Annotated in this window: 17 protein-coding genes; 3 read left to right on the top strand and 14 right to left on the bottom strand. The window is 61.4% G+C overall.

Annotated features, from left to right (window positions below; translation table 11 throughout):
- Positions 1 to 6: 6 nt before the first annotated feature.
- The 7 genes from narI to QMK32_RS02025 form a co-directional block, all read right to left on the bottom strand.
- Positions 7 to 753 (bottom strand): respiratory nitrate reductase subunit gamma, encoded by a 747-nt coding sequence (gene narI / locus QMK32_RS01995; protein ID WP_283472651.1) that lies wholly within the window; start codon positions 751 to 753, stop codon positions 7 to 9.
- Positions 750 to 1,406 (bottom strand): nitrate reductase molybdenum cofactor assembly chaperone, encoded by a 657-nt coding sequence (gene narJ / locus QMK32_RS02000; RefSeq protein WP_283472652.1) that lies wholly within the window; start codon positions 1,404 to 1,406, stop codon positions 750 to 752. Before narJ ends, narI begins: the two co-directional genes overlap by 4 nt.
- Positions 1,403 to 3,058, bottom strand: a complete 1,656-nt coding sequence (narH, locus tag QMK32_RS02005) for a nitrate reductase subunit beta (protein ID WP_283472653.1) — start codon at positions 3,056 to 3,058, stop codon at positions 1,403 to 1,405. Before narH ends, narJ begins: the two co-directional genes overlap by 4 nt.
- A complete protein-coding gene (locus QMK32_RS02010; RefSeq protein WP_283472654.1) occupies positions 3,058 to 6,762 on the bottom strand; it encodes a nitrate reductase subunit alpha in 3,705 nt (1,234 codons plus the stop codon). The genes narH and QMK32_RS02010 overlap by 1 nt, the downstream gene beginning before the upstream one ends.
- A 49-nt stretch (positions 6,763 to 6,811) precedes the next feature.
- Positions 6,812 to 7,870: a tellurite resistance/C4-dicarboxylate transporter family protein gene (locus QMK32_RS02015; RefSeq protein ID WP_283472656.1), complete on the bottom strand. Its 1,059-nt coding sequence runs from the start codon at positions 7,868 to 7,870 to the stop codon at positions 6,812 to 6,814.
- Between the two features lie 245 nt (positions 7,871 to 8,115).
- A complete protein-coding gene (locus QMK32_RS02020) occupies positions 8,116 to 8,400 on the bottom strand; it encodes a putative quinol monooxygenase (RefSeq protein WP_283472658.1) in 285 nt (94 codons plus the stop codon).
- A 67-nt stretch (positions 8,401 to 8,467) separates the two neighbouring features.
- Positions 8,468 to 9,865, bottom strand: a complete 1,398-nt coding sequence (locus QMK32_RS02025; RefSeq protein WP_283472660.1) for a glucose-6-phosphate dehydrogenase — start codon at positions 9,863 to 9,865, stop codon at positions 8,468 to 8,470.
- 50 nt (positions 9,866 to 9,915) lie between these two features.
- Here QMK32_RS02025 and QMK32_RS02030 point away from each other — a divergent pair, with 50 nt between their 5' ends.
- The gene (locus tag QMK32_RS02030; protein ID WP_283472662.1) at positions 9,916 to 10,518 is read left to right on the top strand and encodes a hypothetical protein; all 603 of its coding nucleotides are present in this window, start codon (positions 9,916 to 9,918) and stop codon (positions 10,516 to 10,518) included.
- Between the two features lie 10 nt (positions 10,519 to 10,528).
- Here QMK32_RS02030 and QMK32_RS02035 read toward each other — a convergent pair whose 3' ends face one another.
- Together QMK32_RS02035 and QMK32_RS02040 are read right to left on the bottom strand one after the other, a co-directional pair.
- Positions 10,529 to 11,101 (bottom strand): isochorismatase family protein, encoded by a 573-nt coding sequence (locus QMK32_RS02035; RefSeq protein ID WP_283472664.1) that lies wholly within the window; start codon positions 11,099 to 11,101, stop codon positions 10,529 to 10,531.
- Between the two features lie 80 nt (positions 11,102 to 11,181).
- Positions 11,182 to 12,138 carry an ROK family protein gene (locus tag QMK32_RS02040; RefSeq protein ID WP_283472665.1) on the bottom strand — a complete coding sequence of 319 codons (957 nt, stop codon included), beginning with the start codon at positions 12,136 to 12,138 and terminating at the stop codon, positions 11,182 to 11,184.
- A gap of 76 nt (positions 12,139 to 12,214) precedes the next feature.
- On the opposite strand from QMK32_RS02040, the gene QMK32_RS02045 reads away from it, so the two are divergent.
- Positions 12,215 to 13,021, top strand: coding sequence for an MOSC domain-containing protein (locus QMK32_RS02045; RefSeq protein ID WP_283472666.1), 807 nt, complete (start codon positions 12,215 to 12,217; stop codon positions 13,019 to 13,021).
- On the opposite strand, the gene QMK32_RS02050 is transcribed toward QMK32_RS02045, so the two are convergent.
- The 5 genes from QMK32_RS02050 to QMK32_RS02070 form a co-directional block, all read right to left on the bottom strand.
- A complete protein-coding gene (locus tag QMK32_RS02050) occupies positions 12,981 to 13,640 on the bottom strand; it encodes a cytochrome b/b6 domain-containing protein (protein ID WP_283472667.1) in 660 nt (219 codons plus the stop codon). The genes QMK32_RS02045 and QMK32_RS02050 overlap by 41 nt on opposite strands.
- Entirely contained in the window at positions 13,624 to 14,349 is a 726-nt protein-coding gene (locus QMK32_RS02055) for a molybdopterin-dependent oxidoreductase (RefSeq protein ID WP_283472670.1), read from the bottom strand. Before QMK32_RS02055 ends, QMK32_RS02050 begins: the two co-directional genes overlap by 17 nt.
- A gap of 18 nt (positions 14,350 to 14,367) precedes the next feature.
- Positions 14,368 to 15,234 carry an asparaginase gene (locus QMK32_RS02060; RefSeq protein ID WP_283472672.1) on the bottom strand — a complete coding sequence of 289 codons (867 nt, stop codon included), beginning with the start codon at positions 15,232 to 15,234 and terminating at the stop codon, positions 14,368 to 14,370.
- Between the two features lie 55 nt (positions 15,235 to 15,289).
- Entirely contained in the window at positions 15,290 to 16,237 is a 948-nt protein-coding gene (ligD, locus tag QMK32_RS02065; protein ID WP_283472674.1) for a non-homologous end-joining DNA ligase, read from the bottom strand.
- A 151-nt stretch (positions 16,238 to 16,388) separates the two neighbouring features.
- Positions 16,389 to 17,024: a TetR/AcrR family transcriptional regulator gene (locus tag QMK32_RS02070; protein WP_283472676.1), complete on the bottom strand. Its 636-nt coding sequence runs from the start codon at positions 17,022 to 17,024 to the stop codon at positions 16,389 to 16,391.
- Between the two features lie 112 nt (positions 17,025 to 17,136).
- Between QMK32_RS02070 and QMK32_RS02075 the strand changes: the two genes are divergently transcribed.
- Positions 17,137 to 18,657, top strand: coding sequence for a flavin-containing monooxygenase (locus QMK32_RS02075; RefSeq protein WP_283472678.1), 1,521 nt, complete (start codon positions 17,137 to 17,139; stop codon positions 18,655 to 18,657).
- Positions 18,658 to 18,662 lie beyond the last annotated feature (5 nt).

Raw genomic sequence — 18,662 nt, forward strand, 5'->3', positions numbered from 1 at the left:
ATTCGCTTATCTACGTCGAGGAATGGTGTCGACCTTGTCCCAGCCACGACGGCGTTCACGGGAACCTTCGTGCGCATCGCGGCTGCGGTAGATGATGTACGGCCGAAAGATGTATCCCAACGGGGCGGTGAATACGTGCACCAACCGGGTGAAAGGCCATACCGCGAAAAGACTGATGGCGGCGAGCGCATGGAATTGGAAACTGAACGGGGCATGCGCCATCAATTCGGGCTGCGGGTCGAAGAAGAAGATGCCACGGAACCAGACGGACACACCTTCGCGGTAGTTGTAGTCCCCGACGACGCCGGTCCCGGTGTTGACCAGGCCGCCCAGTATCACCAGGGTGAGCATGAGATACATCAGCTTGTCCATCCTGGTCGTCGCCCCCATAACGGCCTTGGTGAAGCGGCGACGATAGAGCAGACCTGTCAGGCCGACGAGGGTGAAGACACCGGCCACGATGCCCACCGTGACCGCCATGAAGTGGTAGATGTTTTCCGAGATTCCGACGGCCTCGGTCCAGCTTTCGGGAATGCCCAGGCCCATTACATGTCCGAGGAATACGGCCAGAATGCCGAAGTGGAACATCGGATTCGCCCAGCGCAGAATGCGGCTTTCGTACATCTGACTCGATCTGGAAGTCCAGCCGAACTTGTCGTAGCGATAGCGCCAGATGTGGCCGAGAACAAAAATGGTCAGGCAGATGTAAGGGAAGATCAACCACAGGAACACATCCCGGACATTGTCCATCATGTACCTCCAGGCATCGGTAACAAATCGGGCGAACCATAGGGATCGAGACCCACCTGCTCGTCTTCCGGCCCCTCGGCGATCAATCGTTCGACAGCTTCGTGATCCTTGCCTTTGAGCGGGGGCAAGGTGGCGCACACTGCCTCCATCGCCCCACTCCACGGCGATTCGATGTCGCGTAGATGCAGGCGGAGCAACTCGAGACCTGCGCGGTTGTCCAATATCATCTTCAGGCCGGCGCGCTGATCGGTCGTAGCCGCGAATTCCAATACGACACAGAGATGATCGGGTAGTTGATCCTCGGCCAGCGTCAGCCCCGCCTTGGTGTAGACCTGCTTGATACGCAGAAGCGCGAGCCCACGTTTTCGAGTCTCTCCGTTCGAGAAGTAGGTCAAGAACAGGCAACCGCGCCTGCGAGTGTCGAAGGTGTCGACGTAGTCGGTCTCGGACTCCGGTAGCGGCCGAGTGCGGAGGTGATCGATCGTTTCCTGCAGTCCCGTACCGAGTTTCGCGGGCAGGGTGGCAGCGACTCGGCCGAGAAGGTCGAGATGAGACATCAGGTGCGCGTCCGGGTAGTCCATCAGCATCGAGGCGGACTGCCAGGTGCGGGTGAGTTCGTCGGTGGAGTATCTGAGCTTGGGAACACGTGGGGTCATGGCCGGCGCTCCGTCTCCGCCGACTCGGACGATCCGCCAGCCTCGGGGAAAAGCCCATCGGGGGTGCCCTGCCCATTCCAGTCCATCAGGTTGATCCGCACACCCGCCGGGCGTCCCGGCCCGGTCGGTGTACCGACGCCTGGATCGGCACCCATGCCGGGGTCGCCACCGAAAGAACCGTCCATCCCGCCCATCCCGGGCCCACCCTCGACGTCGAGGGAACACTCGGTGGCGATGTTCTCGAGTTTGTGGGCGTCTTCGTAGTGGGCCGCCGGTACGACGTAGCGCTCGTCGTACTTTGCGATGGCGAGCAGACGGTACATGTCCATCATTTCTTGCCCGGTCATTCCGACGGACTCCGGGATGGATTCGTCTACCTCCCAACCCATATTGATATCGCGCATGAACGAACGCATCGCGGCAAGCTTGCGGAGCACCTTGTCCACCGGAGCGGTATCCCCTGCCGTGAACAACCCGGCGAGATACTCGATAGGGATCCGCAGTGAGTCGATGGCAGCGAACAGGTTTCCCTTGCGTTCGGCGTCTTCACCGGTCTCGCGGACTGCGTCCACAACCGGAGACAGCGGGGGTATGTACCAGACCATCGGCATCGTTCGAAATTCCGGATGCAACGGAAGTGCGACCTCGTAGTCGTTGATCAACGCCCAGATAGGTGACCGTTGCGCACTTTCGATCCAGTCGTCCGGGATGTCGGCACGCTGCGCCTGCCGAACAACTTCCGGATCGTTCGGATCGAGAAAGACGTTGCGTTGAGCTTGCAACAGGTCGTGTTCGTCGGTCACCGAGGCCGCGTCGAGTACCCGGTCGGCGTCGTACAACATCAGTCCGAGGTAGCGCAGCCGTCCCACACACGTTTCGGAACAGATTGTGGGCTGGCCGATCTCGATACGTGGATAACAGAACGTACACTTTTCGACTTTGCCGGTCTTGTGGTTGAAGTACATCTTCTTGTACGGGCAGCCACTGACGCATTGCCGCCAGCCACGGCAGCGATCCTGATCGACGAGGACGATGCCGTCCTCTACTCGCTTGTATATCGCCCCGGTGGGACACGACGCCACACAGGACGGATTCAGGCAGTGTTCACAAATACGTGGCAGGTAGAACATGAATGCCTGCTCGTACTCGAATTTGATCTTGTTGCCGATCTTCTCGAGTATCGGATCGTTGTGCCCGTGCTCGACCGACCCGGCAAGGTCGTCGTCCCAGTTCGAGGACCAGGTGACTTTCGTATTCTCGCCGGTGAGCAAGGATTTCGGTCTTGCCACAGGCATATGGTCCTGAGCCGGAGCGGTGGTGAGGTTCTCGTAGTCGTAGGTCCACGGCTCGTAATAGTCGTTGATGCCGGGCAGGTTGGGGTTGGCGAAGATGGTGGCGAGATTCTTCAGGCGACCGCCCGCCTTGAGCTTCAGCCGGCCACGCTTGTCGAGTGTCCAGCCACCTTTCCACTTCTCCTGATCTTCGTAGGTCCGCGGATATCCTTGACCGGGCCGCGTCTCCACATTGTTGAACCAGACGTGTTCGGCGCCGGAACGATTGGTCCACACCTGCTTGCACGTGACCGAGCACGTGTGGCACCCGATGCACTTGTCCAGATTCATGACCATCGCCATCTGAGCCATTACTCGCATCAGTACTTCACCTCCTGATTACGACGGCGGATCACGGTGACTTCGTCGCGTTGATTGCCGGTAGGTCCCATGTAGTTGAAGGCGTACGTCTGTTGGGCGTATCCGCCGATCATGTGCGTGGGTTTGATCATGAGCCTGGTGAGCGAGTTGTGATTACCGCCGCGCTGGCCGGTCGTCTCGGAAATCGGTGTGTCGATGAGGCGGTCCTGCGAGTGATACATGAAGACAGTGCCTTCTGGCATCCGATGCGAGATGATGGCACGCGCATCGACCACACCGTTGCGGTTGACCGCTTCGATCCACTCGTTGTCTCGCACACCGATCTTCTCCGCATCCTGCGGGCTCATCCAGATTCCTGGCCCGCCGCGGAACAGCGAGAGCATGAGCAAGTTGTCTTGATATTCGGAATGAATCGACCACTTGTTGTGCGGCGTCAAGTAGCGAACCGAGACGCCGTGATCAGGAGTTGCTCCGATCTCCGGTTCGTCGAAGAGCGCGGTCATGTTCAGCGGAGGCCGGAAGGTGGGCAGCCCTTCGCCCAGCTCGGTCATCCAGTCGTGATCGAGGTAGAAGTGCTGACGACCGGTCAGCGTGTGCCACGGCTTTTCCCGTTCGACATTGATCGTGAACGGCGAGTATCTACGGCCGCCGGTCTCGGATCCGGACCATTCGGGTGAGGTGATCACCGGAACCGGGCCGTGTTGGGTATCGGAGAACGTGATGCGCTTGCCCTCGTTTTCGGAGGCCAGGTCGTGCAGCATTCTGCCGGTACGCTTTTCGAGTGTCTTGAAGCCCTGAGTGGCGAGCCTTCCATTGGTGGTGCCGGACAGGGCCAGGATCATCTCGCAGGCCTGGATGTCACGGAGAATATCGGGACGGCCGTCGGCCGGACCACCGCGCACGACACCGTTCTTCTCTTTGAGATCAGCGATTTCTCGGCTCAGATCGAAGGTGACGCCCTTGGTGGTCGCACCCAATGTGTCCAGCAACGGCCCGACGGCGCGCATCTTGTCACCGATCGCCGTGTAGTCCCGCTCGACTTCGATAATTTTGGGCATCGTGACGCCGGGCTCCGGTTCACATTCTCCGTACTTCCAGTCGCGGACCTTGCCGTGCGGTGCTGCCATCGCATCCGGGGTGTCGTGGGTCAGGGGTGCGGCGACCACATCGGTTTGCGTACCGAGGTGTCGTACCGCGAGCTTGCTGAACACCTGGGAAATCTGTTGCCACGCATCCCAATCGGTACGCGACTGCCACGGCGGGGAGATCGCGGGATTGAACGAGTTGACGAACGGATGCATATCCGTCGTCGAGAGGTCGTGTTTTTCGTACCAGGTTGCGGCCGGCAGCACGATGTCCGACAGCAGCGTCGAACTCGTCATCCGGAAATCGAGGGTCGTCAGAAGGTCGAGCTTGCCGATGGGTGCCTCGTCGTGCCAGCGAACGTCCTGAGGTCGGAAGCGCTGCGCAGTCTCCTGGGCGCTGACGGTGTGGGACGTGCCGAGGAGGTGATTGAGAAAGTACTCGTTTCCTTTGGCCGAGGAACCGAACAGGTTCGACCGCCACAACGACAGAACCCGCGGAAAGTTCTCCGGCGCATCAGGATCCTCGGCTGCGAACTTCAGCCGTCCGGCCTTCAGCTCCTCGACGACATAGTCCTTGGCCGACTGCCCCTTCTGCTTGGCCTGCGCTCCGATCACCAAGGGATTTCGATCGAACGTGGGGTAGGACGGCATCCAGCCCAGACGCGCGGACTGTGCGATCACGTCGGCAGTCGTCTTGCCTGCAAGTTGGCCTTTGCCGGTCTGCGCAGTCAACGTGTCGGCACCGAATTGGTCGTAGCGGAACTGGTCGGTATGCAGGTACCAGTAGGCGGTCTGCACCATGTTTCGAGGCGGTCGTACCCAGTCCAGGGCATTGGCCAACTGGTTGTACCCGGTCAGCGGACGGACCTTTTCCTGGCCGACGTAATGCGCCCAGCCGCCACCGTTCACGCCCTGGCATCCCGTGATCGTCGTCATCGTCAGAAAGGTCCGATAGATGGTGTCGGAATGGAACCAATGATTGGTGCCCGCACCCATCAGAATCATCGACCGGCCCTTGGAGTCCTCGGCGTTCTGGGCGAACTCGCGGCCGATTCGTTCGGCAGCATCCGCCGAGACTCCGGTGATCGCGGCTTGCCATGCCGGAGTGTAGGGGGATTCTGCGTCGTCGTAGCCGCTGGGCCAGCTCCCGGGTAGTCCGGGTCTACCGACGCCGTACTGGGCGAGCATCAGGTCGAAGACAGTGGTGACGAGTCGCCCTGCGACGCGGCGTACCGGTACGCCGCGTCGAATCACGCCGACCTTGCCCTGGCCGGCATCGAAGCGCGGCATATCGATCGGGACGTACTGATCAGCACCGTCGATCAGCGACAGTGTCGGATCGATGTCGCCGAGATCGAGGTTCCACTTGCCCTCACCGGTTTCACCGTAGCGATGGCCCAGCGTGCCAGGAGGCACGACGAGTTGGTTGGTCCTGGCGTCGACCATGACCGTCTTGAACTCGGAGTTCTCCTGCTCACTCGCTATCTCGTCGGTGAGGTCCGATGCGGTCAAGAACTTTCCGGCGGTGTAGGTGACCTCGCCGTCCGGATCGTGTGTTTCGTCGAGAGTGACGAGAAACGGCAGATCCGTGAATTTCTTGACGTAACCGGTGAAATAGGGAGTCTGCCGGTCGACGTAGAACTCTTTGAGGATCACGTGACCCATGGCCATCGCCAGAGCACCATCGGTACCAGGCTCGGCAGGGAGCCACTCGTCGGCGAACTTGGTACTGTCGGCGAAGTCCGGTGAGACGACGATGACCTTCTGTCCGCGGTAGCGGGCTTCGATCATCCAGTGCGCGTCCGGCGTCCGGGTGACCGGCACATTGGTGCCCCAGATGATCAGGTAGCTCGAATCCCACCAGTCTCCGGATTCGGGGACGTCCGTTTGGTCCCCGAACATCTGGGGGGAAGCGACCGGCATGTCCGCGTACCAATCGTAGAAGCTCAGCATCGATCCCCCGATGAGATTCACGAAGCGGGCACCGGAAGCGTGCGAGACCATCGACATCGCGGGAATGGGCGAAAACCCTGCGACACGGTCGGGGCCCCATTTTCGGATCGTGTGCACGTGCGCCGCCGCCACTATCTCGATTGCCTCTTCCCAGGTGGCACGCACCAAGCCACCCTTGCCTCGTGCGCGCTTGTAGCGTGCGGCACGCTCAGGATCCTCGGTCACGTCGGCCCAGGCAAGTACTGGATCCTCCAACCGGGACTTCGCTTCCCGGTACATCTCGAGCAGCACCCCACGAATGTAGGGGTACCGGGTTCGCGTCGGCGAGTAGGTGTACCAGGAGAAGGAGGCACCGCGAGGACACCCGCGCGGCTCGTATTCGGGCTTGTCCGGCCCAGCAGTCGGATAGTCGACGGCCTGGGTCTCCCACGTGATGATGCCGTCTTTGACGTAGACGTTCCAGGAGCACGATCCGGTGCAATTCACCCCGTGGGTCGACCGGACAACTTTGTCGTGACTCCAACGATCCCGGTAGAAAGAATCGCCCGAACGTCCGCCGATCGCGAGCAGCGTCCGCCCATCGGCAGAAACAGGCTGGTTGCTCCGAAAGAATCGACGAGTCTTGATCAAAGCATCTGTCAATCCACTGTTCATGGTGGCACTCATAAAAAGTCCTCCCGAGATTGGAGTAGCTACGCAAGATGAGCCGAAATCGTCAGGGGTGAACCACCAATCGGTCGACGAGATGCCAGATCATCGCCACGAAGACGATCGTCCACGCACCCAACGCAACCCAGGACACGACATCGCCGACAACTTCCATCATGGGTAAGTCATCCGCCTGACCCAGGTAGTGCGAGGCGACGCCGTACATCCCGAGTGGGAAGATGATGCTCCACAGAGTCGCGTCGTAGACCAGCGGAACTCGATTCTTGACATGCCGCCACCACGCCGCGGCGAACAAAACTGGGATGAGCCAAGTTCCGAAGGACCAGAACATCACCGCAGTGCCACCGATTAGGCCGCGGGTGGCGTCGACCATCGGGGCATCGGCCATTTGCACGATGCGGGCGCCTGCGAGGACAGTGATCGCGGTTGCGCCCATCGCAACCCAGTAGACGGGGGTGAGGTCGACCGGGTTCAAGGGATAGAGCAGCAGCCTCGCCGCGACCAGAATCGCTACGCCCGCATAGAGGAAAGCGCCGACAGACCAGGAGAACACGGCCATCAGTGCGAGTTCGTCCCTGCCGGTTGTGACCACTGGCTCGAGGGCAGCAGCGAGCACGGCAACGGATTGGCAGGCGACCACCCAGATGAACCAGGTGCCGTTCGCGCCCGCGAGAGCCGGGCGACTCGACGGATTCAGTATCGCCGTCGAGGGCACCACGTATCCGAGCACGAACCAACTCAGCGCCCCGAGGGCCAGGATCCCCAGAGCCACGGTGTGCGCTCCCCCGGCCGCGAAGCGGGTGCCCAGGACGTCGGTGGCGGCGACGAAGGTGAAGAATCCGAATCCGCGCCGCGGGTCGGTGAAATCCGTGCGCAGCAGTGGCCCGAAGCGCAGCAACCGCCAGCAAGTCAGCACCACCAGGACGACCCAGGCAAGAACTCCGATCACGAACAGGGCCGCAGAGATGAGCGGCTGGTCGTTGTTCTTCATCGCGACGGAGATGATTCCGGTGGCCATGACCAACGCGAAATAACCCGGGTTGAGAGTCGAGACAGCGCCTCGAACGGCGGTTACAGTCCTCCCGCCGCCACTCCTCACCGTCACGACGTGTTACCGATTCGCCGGTCTATGACGCCACGAGCTACACAGGCTCTCCGCACGCGGGCGGAGCGACGTGGCGATCGCCTCGCCACCAGGAATACGTGCTCGCTGTGCCATTCGGAACCCTCACCTATGACATGCCGGCCAGTTCGCTGGCGTTGCACCGTGCACGCTACGCCGGATACACCTACATTCGGTGTGCAATGCCGACCGACCATGCGGGACTACACATCTGAAGCAAAGTTTTGTCAACCGCCAGCCCGCTCGGATGCGTCGAAGTCACGAACGTCGGCATCGAGGATCGCGGTCTGCTGTTCAGAATCAGGACCGGATCGACGGAAGGCATGCAGCTGCGCTTCACTGGTCCATCGCTCGTAGACGTTGACTCTCCGTGCGTCGAGCAGGTCCGCATCGATCGCGAAGTCCTCGCACCCTTCGGACTCTCGTGCGAGCCGAACCACCTCGACACAACTCTGCAGAAACCGATCTCGTTCGTTCGGATCCACAGTCAGATACCCGGCAACAATGATCATGGGCGTAAGACCTCGACGAAGCGCAAAACTCATCGCCCCGTCGAACCCGGCACGGCCGACTACTGAGTCAGTGCACCAACCACCCGCACGGCGCCGCGAGATCTGCAGATCCCTCCGGACCCATCGACCCCTCCGCGTACGGCTTCACTACGGGTGGATCGTTCAACAGCGGCGCCGCCACCTCCCAGACGTGCGCAAGCCCGTCGGGTCGGGTGAACAACGAACGATCACCGTTGAGCACGTCGAGAATCAGGCGTGAGTACGGCGACAGCGGGTCGGCGTCGGGAACGGACGGCAGAGGCAGAGACAGATGCCCGATGGACAGATCGAAGTCCGGTCCCGGCTCCTTCACCGTCATCGCCATGTCGATCGAGCCGCTGCCGGACAAGTCGAAGGACAGCACCGCCCCGTCGTCCGGGAGATCGGTCAGCGGGCTGTTCTCCGGCTTCCGGAACACCAGCGACACGCGCTGAGCACTGACCCCCAACATCTTTCCGGTTCGAAGCAAGAACGGCACGCCGCGCCATCGATCGGTGTCGACCCACAGCTTGGCGGCGACGAACGTGTCCACAGTCGAGTCGTCGGCGACACCCTCGACGTCGCGATAGCCGTCGTACTGACCGAGTACGACCTCGGCCGTGTCGATCGGCCGGAAGCATCCGATGACTGTTTCCCGTGCGGATTGCAGATCGTCGGCAGCCAACGACGCAGGTGGCTCCATCGCGATCTCGGCAGCGACCTGAAAGAGGTGAGTCACCAACATGTCGAGCACGGCCCCGGTGCTGTCGTAAAATTCGGCTCGATCATCGATGTTCAGTGTCTCGGGGACGTCGATCTGCACCTGAGCCACGTGTTCGGCGTTCCAGATGCCGTCGATCATTCCGTTCGCGAACCGCAGGACGTGCAGGTTCTGGGTCGCCTCCTTGCCGAGAAAATGGTCGATTCGGTAGACCTGCTTTTCGTCGAGAACCTCGTGCACGACCTTGTCGAGTTCCTCGAAAGCGTGCTGCGAGGTGCCGAACGGCTTCTCGTACACCACCCGTGCACCGTCGGCGAGATCGTGCGCACCAAGGGCCTTGGTGTAATCCTGAAACGTGCTCGGCGGCAGTGCAATGTAGTGCACCAACTGCGCGTCCTCGCCCATCTCTTCTTTGGCCGACGACACCACCTCCGGTAGCGCACCCGGGTCGTCGACGGTGAATCCCTTACCTGCGAATCGGACCCGCTTCGCGAATTCGTCCCAGTCCTTGCTGCCGAGTTCGGAGCCGTACTCCTTCAACGCTCCGTGGACGTGGTCGCGGAACTCGTCGTCAGGGGTGTCGTGTCGACCGTTGCCGATGAGCAACCACTTCTCGGGCAGCAGTCCCTCGACATGGAGTTGGTAGAACGAGGGCAGAACCATGCGCTTCGCGAGGTCACCGGTCGCACCGAACAGGACGAATATCGTAGGTTGCAGAGACGCCATGGATTCCATCATGCCCGCACCGATCGGTTGGTGTGGTTAAAGTCGATCTGGTGACACGATCGAGATTCCACGGCGAGATCTACGGGATGGGCACATCCTCGGGCACACGCATCGTCGTCGGCAACTGGACGAGCTCTCCGCTCGGCACCTTCACCGACGTCATGGTCGAGTTCGAGAACGGCCACCGCCTGCTACTGGCCCCTGACGACGCAGTACGTAAATTCGTTTCGGCCACATACACATTCGACGAAACTGTTCTCACGCCGGTAGCCTTCGAGCGTCTGCCGGACGGATCGAGGGAAGTGCAGGCCGGTCGGCTGGCCCTGCGAATTCACACCGGCCGAATGACACCGCTCGGCGTGCTGCTGAAGCTCGTTCCCACAGCCATCTCGACCGCCCCGTGGTTCTGCACGCTGACCGACCCCATCGCACGATTGGTGCTCCGCGGTGTACGGACCCGCGGCAGCGCCGGCGGCGGGCGACGCGAGTATTACGGGGCTCGCACCCAATACCGTGTCACCGCAGTCGAAGCGTGTTGGGAAGGAAAGAAACTCGGCTCACTGACCCGCGTCACGCCGCCGGTCCGATTCGGATTCGGTTCCACACCCCAGGCCCCGAGCGTCACTTACATCACCACCACTATCGACGACTGACTCGTTCGAATCAGACCAGGACCGCACCCGCGGCGACGAGTTCTGCCAGCGCCTTTTCCGAAGACTCGGGAGCGACACCAGCGATCAGATCGGTGAGAATACGTACCTTCAGCCCGAGCGCGATCGCGTCGAGAACCGAAGCTCGCACGCAGTAGTCGGTAGCCAGTCCGACGACATCGAGGTCGGTCACCTCGTTGGTTCGTAACACCTCGGGCAACGTGACACCCTCGTCGGTGATGCCTTGAAACGCCGAGTACGACGGCTTTCCCTGACCCTTGTAGACGTGCACATCCACCGATCCGGTGACGAACTCCCCGTGGTACTCCGATCCGACTGTGTCCGCGACACAGTGCATCGGCCAGGTGTCGACGAAGTTGGGCGCCCCATCGGTCGCGAAGTGACCGCCGTTGTCCCCGACAGCGTCGTGCCAGTCACGCGAGGACACGATGACGTCGTACTCGTCGCCCTTCTTCGCCAGCAACGCACTGACTTTGCGCGCTACTTCGCCGCCGCCCTCGATGCCCAGGGCGCCGCCTTCGGTGAAATCGTTCTGTACATCCACTACCAACAAAGCACGAGTCATGCGTCCAAACTAACCCGTCGCACCCCGCATGCTCCAGCCGCATTCTTCGGCGGTGAAGCGAAGGTCGACTCCAGTTTCGATCAGCCGGTGACAACGGCAGCTCGGGCGAGCACTGCGGCGCCTACGACCCCCGCATCATCTCCCAACTCGGACACGACGAACTGTAGGTCGGGGCTCGGTTGCAGCATCCATGGTCTGGTCGCCTTGTACAGCTTGTCGGCGAGATCCTGCCCGAGCTTTTCGGCCAGCCCACCACCTACGACGACCCGATCCAGATCGAGCAGGTTGATGGTGGAGCCGACCGCAACACCCAGGGTCTCGATCGCCGTGTCGAACAGGGTCGTTGCAAGTGTGTCTTCTTCCTCGAGGGCGCGGGCCCAGACTTTGGATGTCAACTTCGTCTTGCCCTCGTCGTCGCGGATCGTGAACAAAGATGTCTTCCTACCTGCATCGACCATCGTCGTTGCGACGCCACGCATCGATCGCCGTCCCGCATAGGCCTCGGCGCATCCCCTGCGCCCACACTTGCAGAGTGCACCACCGGCAGCGACGATGACGTGTCCGATTTCTCCGGCTGCTCCTCGCGTTCCGACGTAGGGCCGACCATCCAGGATGAGGCCGCCGCCGACCCCCGTTCCCATCCAGAGACCGAGGACATTCCGACCGCCTCGGGCTGCTCCTGCTGTCCATTCACCCAGCAGACCCACGTTGGCGTCGTTCCCCAAGGTGACCGGAACACCGAGTTCGTCCGAGAGTGGCCCGATCAGGTCGACATCTTCGGTCCAACCGACCAGGTTGGGCACGGTGAGAGCGCGTCCTTCGTGCACGACTCCTGGAATCCCGACTCCGACAGCGATGGGGTCGGAGTCGAGGGAACCGACGAGTTCGATGATGACCTTCAGGACATCTTCGGGTCCACCTTCCGGAGTGGCGGCTTTCGCCCGGCAAAGTACGTGATGACGTTCGTCGACGGCACCGACTTCGATGTTGGTTCCGCCTACATCGACTCCGACGACAACCGACGCTGTTTCGCTCATGTCCCGATCGTCCCACCGATCATCGGCGACGGGGCAGCTTTACCGGCAGTCGAACCCGTGGCAGTAGTCTTCGGTCGTGGATCGAAAGTCGCTGACAGACAACGGCAGTGTCGCCGACATAATCTGCTACCCGGTCAAGGGATGCGCGGGCGTGTCTCTCCGCACCGCGTCGATGACGTTCCGGGGACTCGAACACGATCGCGAGTTCATGATCGTGGGTGCAGACGGATCGTTCCGCAGTCAACGCAGCAATCCGGTCCTCGCCGTCGTCCACCCCTCGATCGTCGACGACGTCCTCACCCTGTCGCACGCCTCTTTCGGATCGATCGCCGTCGAGGTGAATCGGCATGCCCAGCTACGAGATGTCACGATGTTCGACGAACCGTTTCAGGGCATCGACCAAGGCGACGACGTTGCACGTTGGCTCGGTGAGATCCTCGGCGAAGAGTGTCGACTGGTCGGAATCACCTCGACTGCCCCGAGCTTCGCAGACAGCACCGCAGTCCACATCCTGTCCGATGCGTCGATGCGCGGCCTGAACGACCGGCTCGACGCACCGATTCCGTTCGGTCGGTTCCGGCCCAACATCGTCGTCACCGGTTGGGCGGATGCGCACCGGGAAGACCAGGTACGCCTGGCCTCCGTCGGCACCTGCGAACTTGCGTTCGACAAGATTGCCATCCGGTGCGCCGTCACGACCGTCGAGCAAACAACCGGCATTCGAACAGGCCCCGAACCACTGCGTACCCTCGCCGCCTACCGCCGCGGCCCCACCAAAGGCGTCGTCTTCGGCGCAAAGTTCTCGGTGAACACCGTCGGGCGAGTGTCGGTCGGGGACGAGTTCACCGTTCTCGAGGAGGAGTCTTCGGGTCTCGACCACTAGTTACCGGCCGCTCCGCTTCCTCGACTTCGCGAGCCCATTCCGGATGCTCGTTCTCGGCCCACGCACGCAGAACTGACCCGCCGCGCATACCGCGCATCGCTTCGGAATCCTTGAACGCGTAGAAGATGTGACCTACGACGAGAAGCCCGAAGGCGAGCGCGAACCAATCGTGTACGAACGTCGCCCCTGTCCGCCAGTTCAGCGGACTCCACTCCGGAAAGAACATCACCGTCCCCGTGAGCAGCAGTACCACGATCGATCCACCACTCAACGCACCGTTGAGCTTCTGGCCGGCATTGAACTTTCCGACGCCCACTGCTCGGAGCCGAAGAGCCTTGGACCGCAACCACTTCCAGTCCTCTGCGACGAACCGATCGAGACGCTGCAGATCCAGCCGATAGGCCCGCGAGAGAAGACCGAGAATCAGCGGTATCGGTATACCGAAACCTGAATAGACGTGCACCAATTCGACCAAGTGCCGATTGCCGACGAGGACTGCCAACGACCCGTTGTACAGAATCGCCGCCGTCGCAATGCATACGAGGGTCAGCACGCCGACAGACCAGTGCACCCAACGTTCGACTCGGTGGAAGCGCAGCAGTTCAGCTCGTGGCGTCATCGTCACGTCCATTCGACGCGCCGACCCAGCCGTCGATCGAGTATCCCCGCGGCTCCCAGTAACCGGGGACCACATCCGAAGTCAACTCGATTCCGCCGAGCCATTTCAGACTCTTGTAGCCGTACATCGGTGCAACGTAGAGCCGAACTGGACCGCCATGATCATGAGTGACCGGGCCGCCGAGCATGGCGAGGGCGACGATGACGTCGTCGCGACGTGCTTGCTCCAGCGTCAGGCTCTCGGTGTAGGTGCCGTCGAACGAAGTGAATCGGACTGCCGTCGCATCGGCAGTCGGCGAGGCTGCACTGAGGATCTCCGACAGGCGCACGCCGCTCCACGGAACCTGCGGAACACGCCATCCGGTCACGCATTGGAAGTCTCGTACCAGAGATGTCTGCGGCATCGCCCGCAAATCCTGTAGTCCCAGAGTGCGCGGTGTTGCGACCAACCCACCGACGGTCAATTCGTAACTGCTCTCGTCCTTGCGCGGTGCACCCGTGGTCACCGAATAGAATCGAAAGTTGTTGCCCAGCGGGATCAGGCCGACCAGTCCGGTGGGATCGTGGTTGCCGATCGGGCCCATCACGGTCGCGATCCCATTTTGAATGGCGGCGCCGCCCAGAATTCCCGCCGCACCGGCGACGACCAATCCGAGAAAGATGCGTCGACCGACCGGTGCACCGGGAATGTCGGGCTCGTTGCGACGCATCACTCCACTGTCCACGAATTACCTCTCGCGTGTCGCTATCTGCACGGCGAGCAGAATTCGCGCCTGACCCGCTCGCAGTGGTGAGAACACTGCGCCCGCGTCGACGAGGTCCGCACCGCCACCACCGCCGCCGTAGCTGGGTTCGACAGAGCCGAGCGGAACCCGCGTCGTAACGACGACAGGGATCCCTGCGGCCGTGGCACGCTTCACCGCCGCCACGACCATGCTGTTCGTGTTCCCCGAACCGAGTGCCTGCAGCACGAGCCCCTGACTTCCGCCGCCGAGGTACGCATCGATGGCGACCGAATCCGCACCTGGGTACAGCGCAACGATGTCGACTCTGGTGTCCGAAATTTTCCGACGGTCGAAGACGGAGCGTTCCTGCGCCGATCCGAAAAATGCGTCCAGGTCGGATGTATGCCATTTCATCAAGCCGCGCGCAGGCAACGTTCTGCCACCGAAGGAAACGAGGACTCCCCTTCCCCGACTACTCGGGTTCCGCACTGCTTCGATCGCTGCCGTGACGTTGTAGGGCCCATCGGGCTCGCTGTGATCCGATGTCCGCTGCGCACCGGTGAACACCACCGGCCTCGGATCATCGTGGAACAGGTCTACGAGAAGTGCCGTCTCCTCCATGGTGTCCGTACCGTGCAGAACCACGGCACCGACGCAGTCCGGATCGGTCAGCGCATTCGCGACAGCGTCGGCAACGGCGTCCATGTCGGCGAAGTCGAACGCCGAACTGTCCTTGGACAAGACCTCACGAACCTCGACGTCGGCGGCCAACGAGAACCCGAGCGGATCACTGCCCGGACGGCTGATGCCGTTCTCGTCACGGCTGCTGGCGATGGTTCCACCAGTGGTCAGCAGGGCGATGTGAGACACAGACGTTATACCTCTCGTGCGGGTGAAGTCGTGCGAGTCTTGGGTCGAGTCCGGGCTATTCCTCCGGTTCCTTCAATCCCTGCCGCTCGTCGCGTTCGGCCCATTCCAAGAGCGGGTCGATGGAGAACACGGCGTCGTCGATGCCCTCGTACAGGTCGCCCAGTTCGGCGAACCTCGCCGGGACGGTGAACATCGTGAATGCGTGTGGATCGACATCGACCACCTCGTCCCAGGAAATCGGTGTCGAGACAGTTGCTTCCGGGTTTCCTCGTACCGAGTAGGCGCTCGCGATCGTGTGGTCGCGGGCATTCTGGTTGTAATCGACGAAGAGTTTCTTCGGGTCACGGTCCTTACGCCACCAGGTGGTCGTAACCTCGTCAGGTGCCCGGCGCTCGACTTCGCGCGCGAAAGCCAGTGCGGCCCTTCGCACGTCCTTGAAACCCCAGTCCGGCTGAATCCGTACGTAGACGTGAAGGCCATGTCCACCAGAGGTTTTCGGCCAGCCGACGGCTCCGAGGTCTTCCAAAACCTCGCGCACGACGCCTGCCACGCGTCGAACTCGATCGAACGGGCAGTCCGGCATCGGGTCGAGGTCGATACGCCACTCGTCGGGACTCTCGACATCCGCCCGCCGCGAGTTCCACGGATGGAACTCGACCGTCGACATCTGGACTGCCCAGGCCACATGCGCCAATTCCGTTACGCACAGTTCGTCGGCCGTCCGGTTGTAGCGCGGAAACTTCACCTGCACCGTTTCGATCCAGGGTGGTGCTCCGTTCGGCACACGCTTCTGGTGAACTTTGTCGCCGGAGAGACCGGACGGAAATCTGTGCATCATGCAGGGACGTTCCCGCAGCGCGCGGACGATCCCGTCGCCGACGCTCAGGTAATAGTTCACCAAGTCGATCTTGGTCGCCCCGCTCTCGGGAAAGTACACCCGATCGGGGTTCGAGATGCGCACCGTGCGCTCGCCCACTTCGAGTTCGATTGCCGGTGCTGCCATGGCCAGATTCTAGCCCGCCGCTTTCACTACGGTAAGGCAAAGTTCGTGTGCCGAGAATCCAGAAATACACTCCACCGGTAATGATCGAACTTACCCGGGGTGGACAAACGGCAGTTCAAGCAGCCTTTATTGGTGAGCGAGTGGCTTCAACTCACGACTTGTAGATCGCGGCGATCCATATCGCGGCGAGCACATCGGCAACTCGATCTTCTGCGACACTTGATGGTTCGCCTGCGAATGATGCAAGTATCACGCGCTCGTTCATCTGCAGTAGCGCCGTGGCCAACTCCCCGGCCGGGAGTCCCTCCGGAGCTGCGCCCCGACGACGCTCGGCTTCGATATTGAAGACAACCTCGTTCGCCCAGTTGGAGATGAACAGCGACCATAGCCGCGCGGCTTCAGGTACTGATGATCTCGCTTCCGCCCATGCGAGAACAAGCGGCTTGTGGTCGTGGAAGGCCGAATAGAATCCATCGATCGCTTGACGCCAGGTGCCCAGAGCGTCTTCCTCTAGCCCTTCGAACGCCTTGATGTGATGCCCTTCGACCGATAGTCCATCGATCAGTGCGAGCAGGACCGCGTCCTTGGATTGGAAGTAAAAGTAGAAGGTCGGCCTCGAGATGCCCGCGCCGCGAGCGAGATCGTCAATCGAGACGTCACGAAACGGCCGGCCATTCAGGAGCAACTCCGCACTAGCCAAGATGGCCTGCTGGCGCTCGTCTCCGGTGATCCGCTTTTCCCGCCGCCCACGCGATGGCGTTTCAGTTCCAACGTTCTTACTGTTCACGGGCCTCAGCCTAGCTGCGCATCTCCAGTCAACACTCCGTTGACACTCTCGACACTGTGTTGATAACGTGTGATGACAGTCACCAATCGCGACTAATGCCACAGGGAGAATCATGAGCACGAAACACTTCGACACCCTGATCGTCGGGGCGGGCCTATCCGGAATCAACGCCGCGTATCGCCTACAGACACAGCGACCGGACAAGAGCTACGCCATCATCGAAGGCCGTGCGGCGATGGGTGGCACCTGGGATCTTTTCCGCTACCCCGGCGTGCGATCCGATTCCGACATGTTCACCCTGGGATACCCGTTCCATCCGTGGAAGGACGCCAAGGCAATCGCTGATGGGTCAGCCATCCGCGACTACATCCGCGACACGGCAAACACGCACGGCATCGACGACCATGTGCTGTACGAGCATCGCGTCACTGGAGCTTCATGGTCCTCGGACGACGGCCAGTGGACCGTTGAGATCGACGCGGCTGGTTCCCCTGAGACGTTCACGTGCAACTTCCTCTATTTGTGCACCGGCTACTACAGCTACGAAGGCGGGTTCGCCCCCACATTCCCCGGTCTCGACTCCTTTGCCGGGGAGGTTGTGCACCCGCAGGAGTGGCCGGAAGATTTGGACTACGAGGGTAAGCGCGTCGTGATCATCGGCAGCGGGGCAACCGCGATGACCTTGCTTCCCGCAATGGCTGACCGCGTCGAGCACATCACGATGTTGCAGCGCTCACCGTCGTACGTAATGTCGCTTCCGGCACACGACAAGATCGCAGACATTGTACGAAAGGTACTGCCCGAGAAGCTCGCCCACACTATCTTGAGGGCAAAGAACATTGTGGTGTTCCAGGCTGCCTACCAGTTGTGCCGACGGGCTCCCAAATTCGCTTCCCGCGTCCTACTCGCCGGTGTTCACAAGAAGGTCGGAGACCAGGTTCCGATCGATCCGCACTTCACACCGAGCTACAAGCCGTGGGATCAGCGGCTGTGCCTCGTGCCGGACGGCGACTTGTACGGTGCGCTCAATAGCGGCAAGGCCTCCGTCGTCACCGATCGGATCGCGACCTTCGACGAAAAGGGCATCACACTCGAGAGTGGAACGCACCTGGATGCCGACATCGTCGTCACTGCAACCGGTTTGAAAATTGTCGCTGCTGGAGAGATCCCACTGACCGTCGACGGCATTAGCGTTGAACCCGGCCAGTCGTTCACCTACAAGGGCCTGATGATGAGCGGGGTCCCAAACTTCGGGTGGTGTGTCGGGTACACCAACGCGTCGTGGACCCTACGCTCTGATCTCGCGGCAGAGTATGTGTGCCGGTTCCTCGACCATCTGGACAGCAATGGGCACGACTTCGGTACCCCGGTCAATGACGAGCAGCTCAATGGCCAGGAACGCCCCCTCATCGACCTGAATTCCGGCTACCTCCGGCGCGCGATGGAACACCTTCCCAAGCAGGGAAGCACCACACCCTGGCAGCTGCGGACAAACTACTTCCTCGACTCCGCGACGATGCGCCGTAGTGATGTGACAGAGCACATGAGGTTCGGAAAAAAGACCCCACCAAGATCGTCAATCGAAAAATCCCTACCTCGCGTGAACGCTGCGGCTACGGCAGCGACGAACTAGGAAGC

The organism is Rhodococcus sp. H29-C3, assembly GCF_030063405.1.
Taxonomy (GTDB): domain Bacteria; phylum Actinomycetota; class Actinomycetes; order Mycobacteriales; family Mycobacteriaceae; genus Rhodococcoides.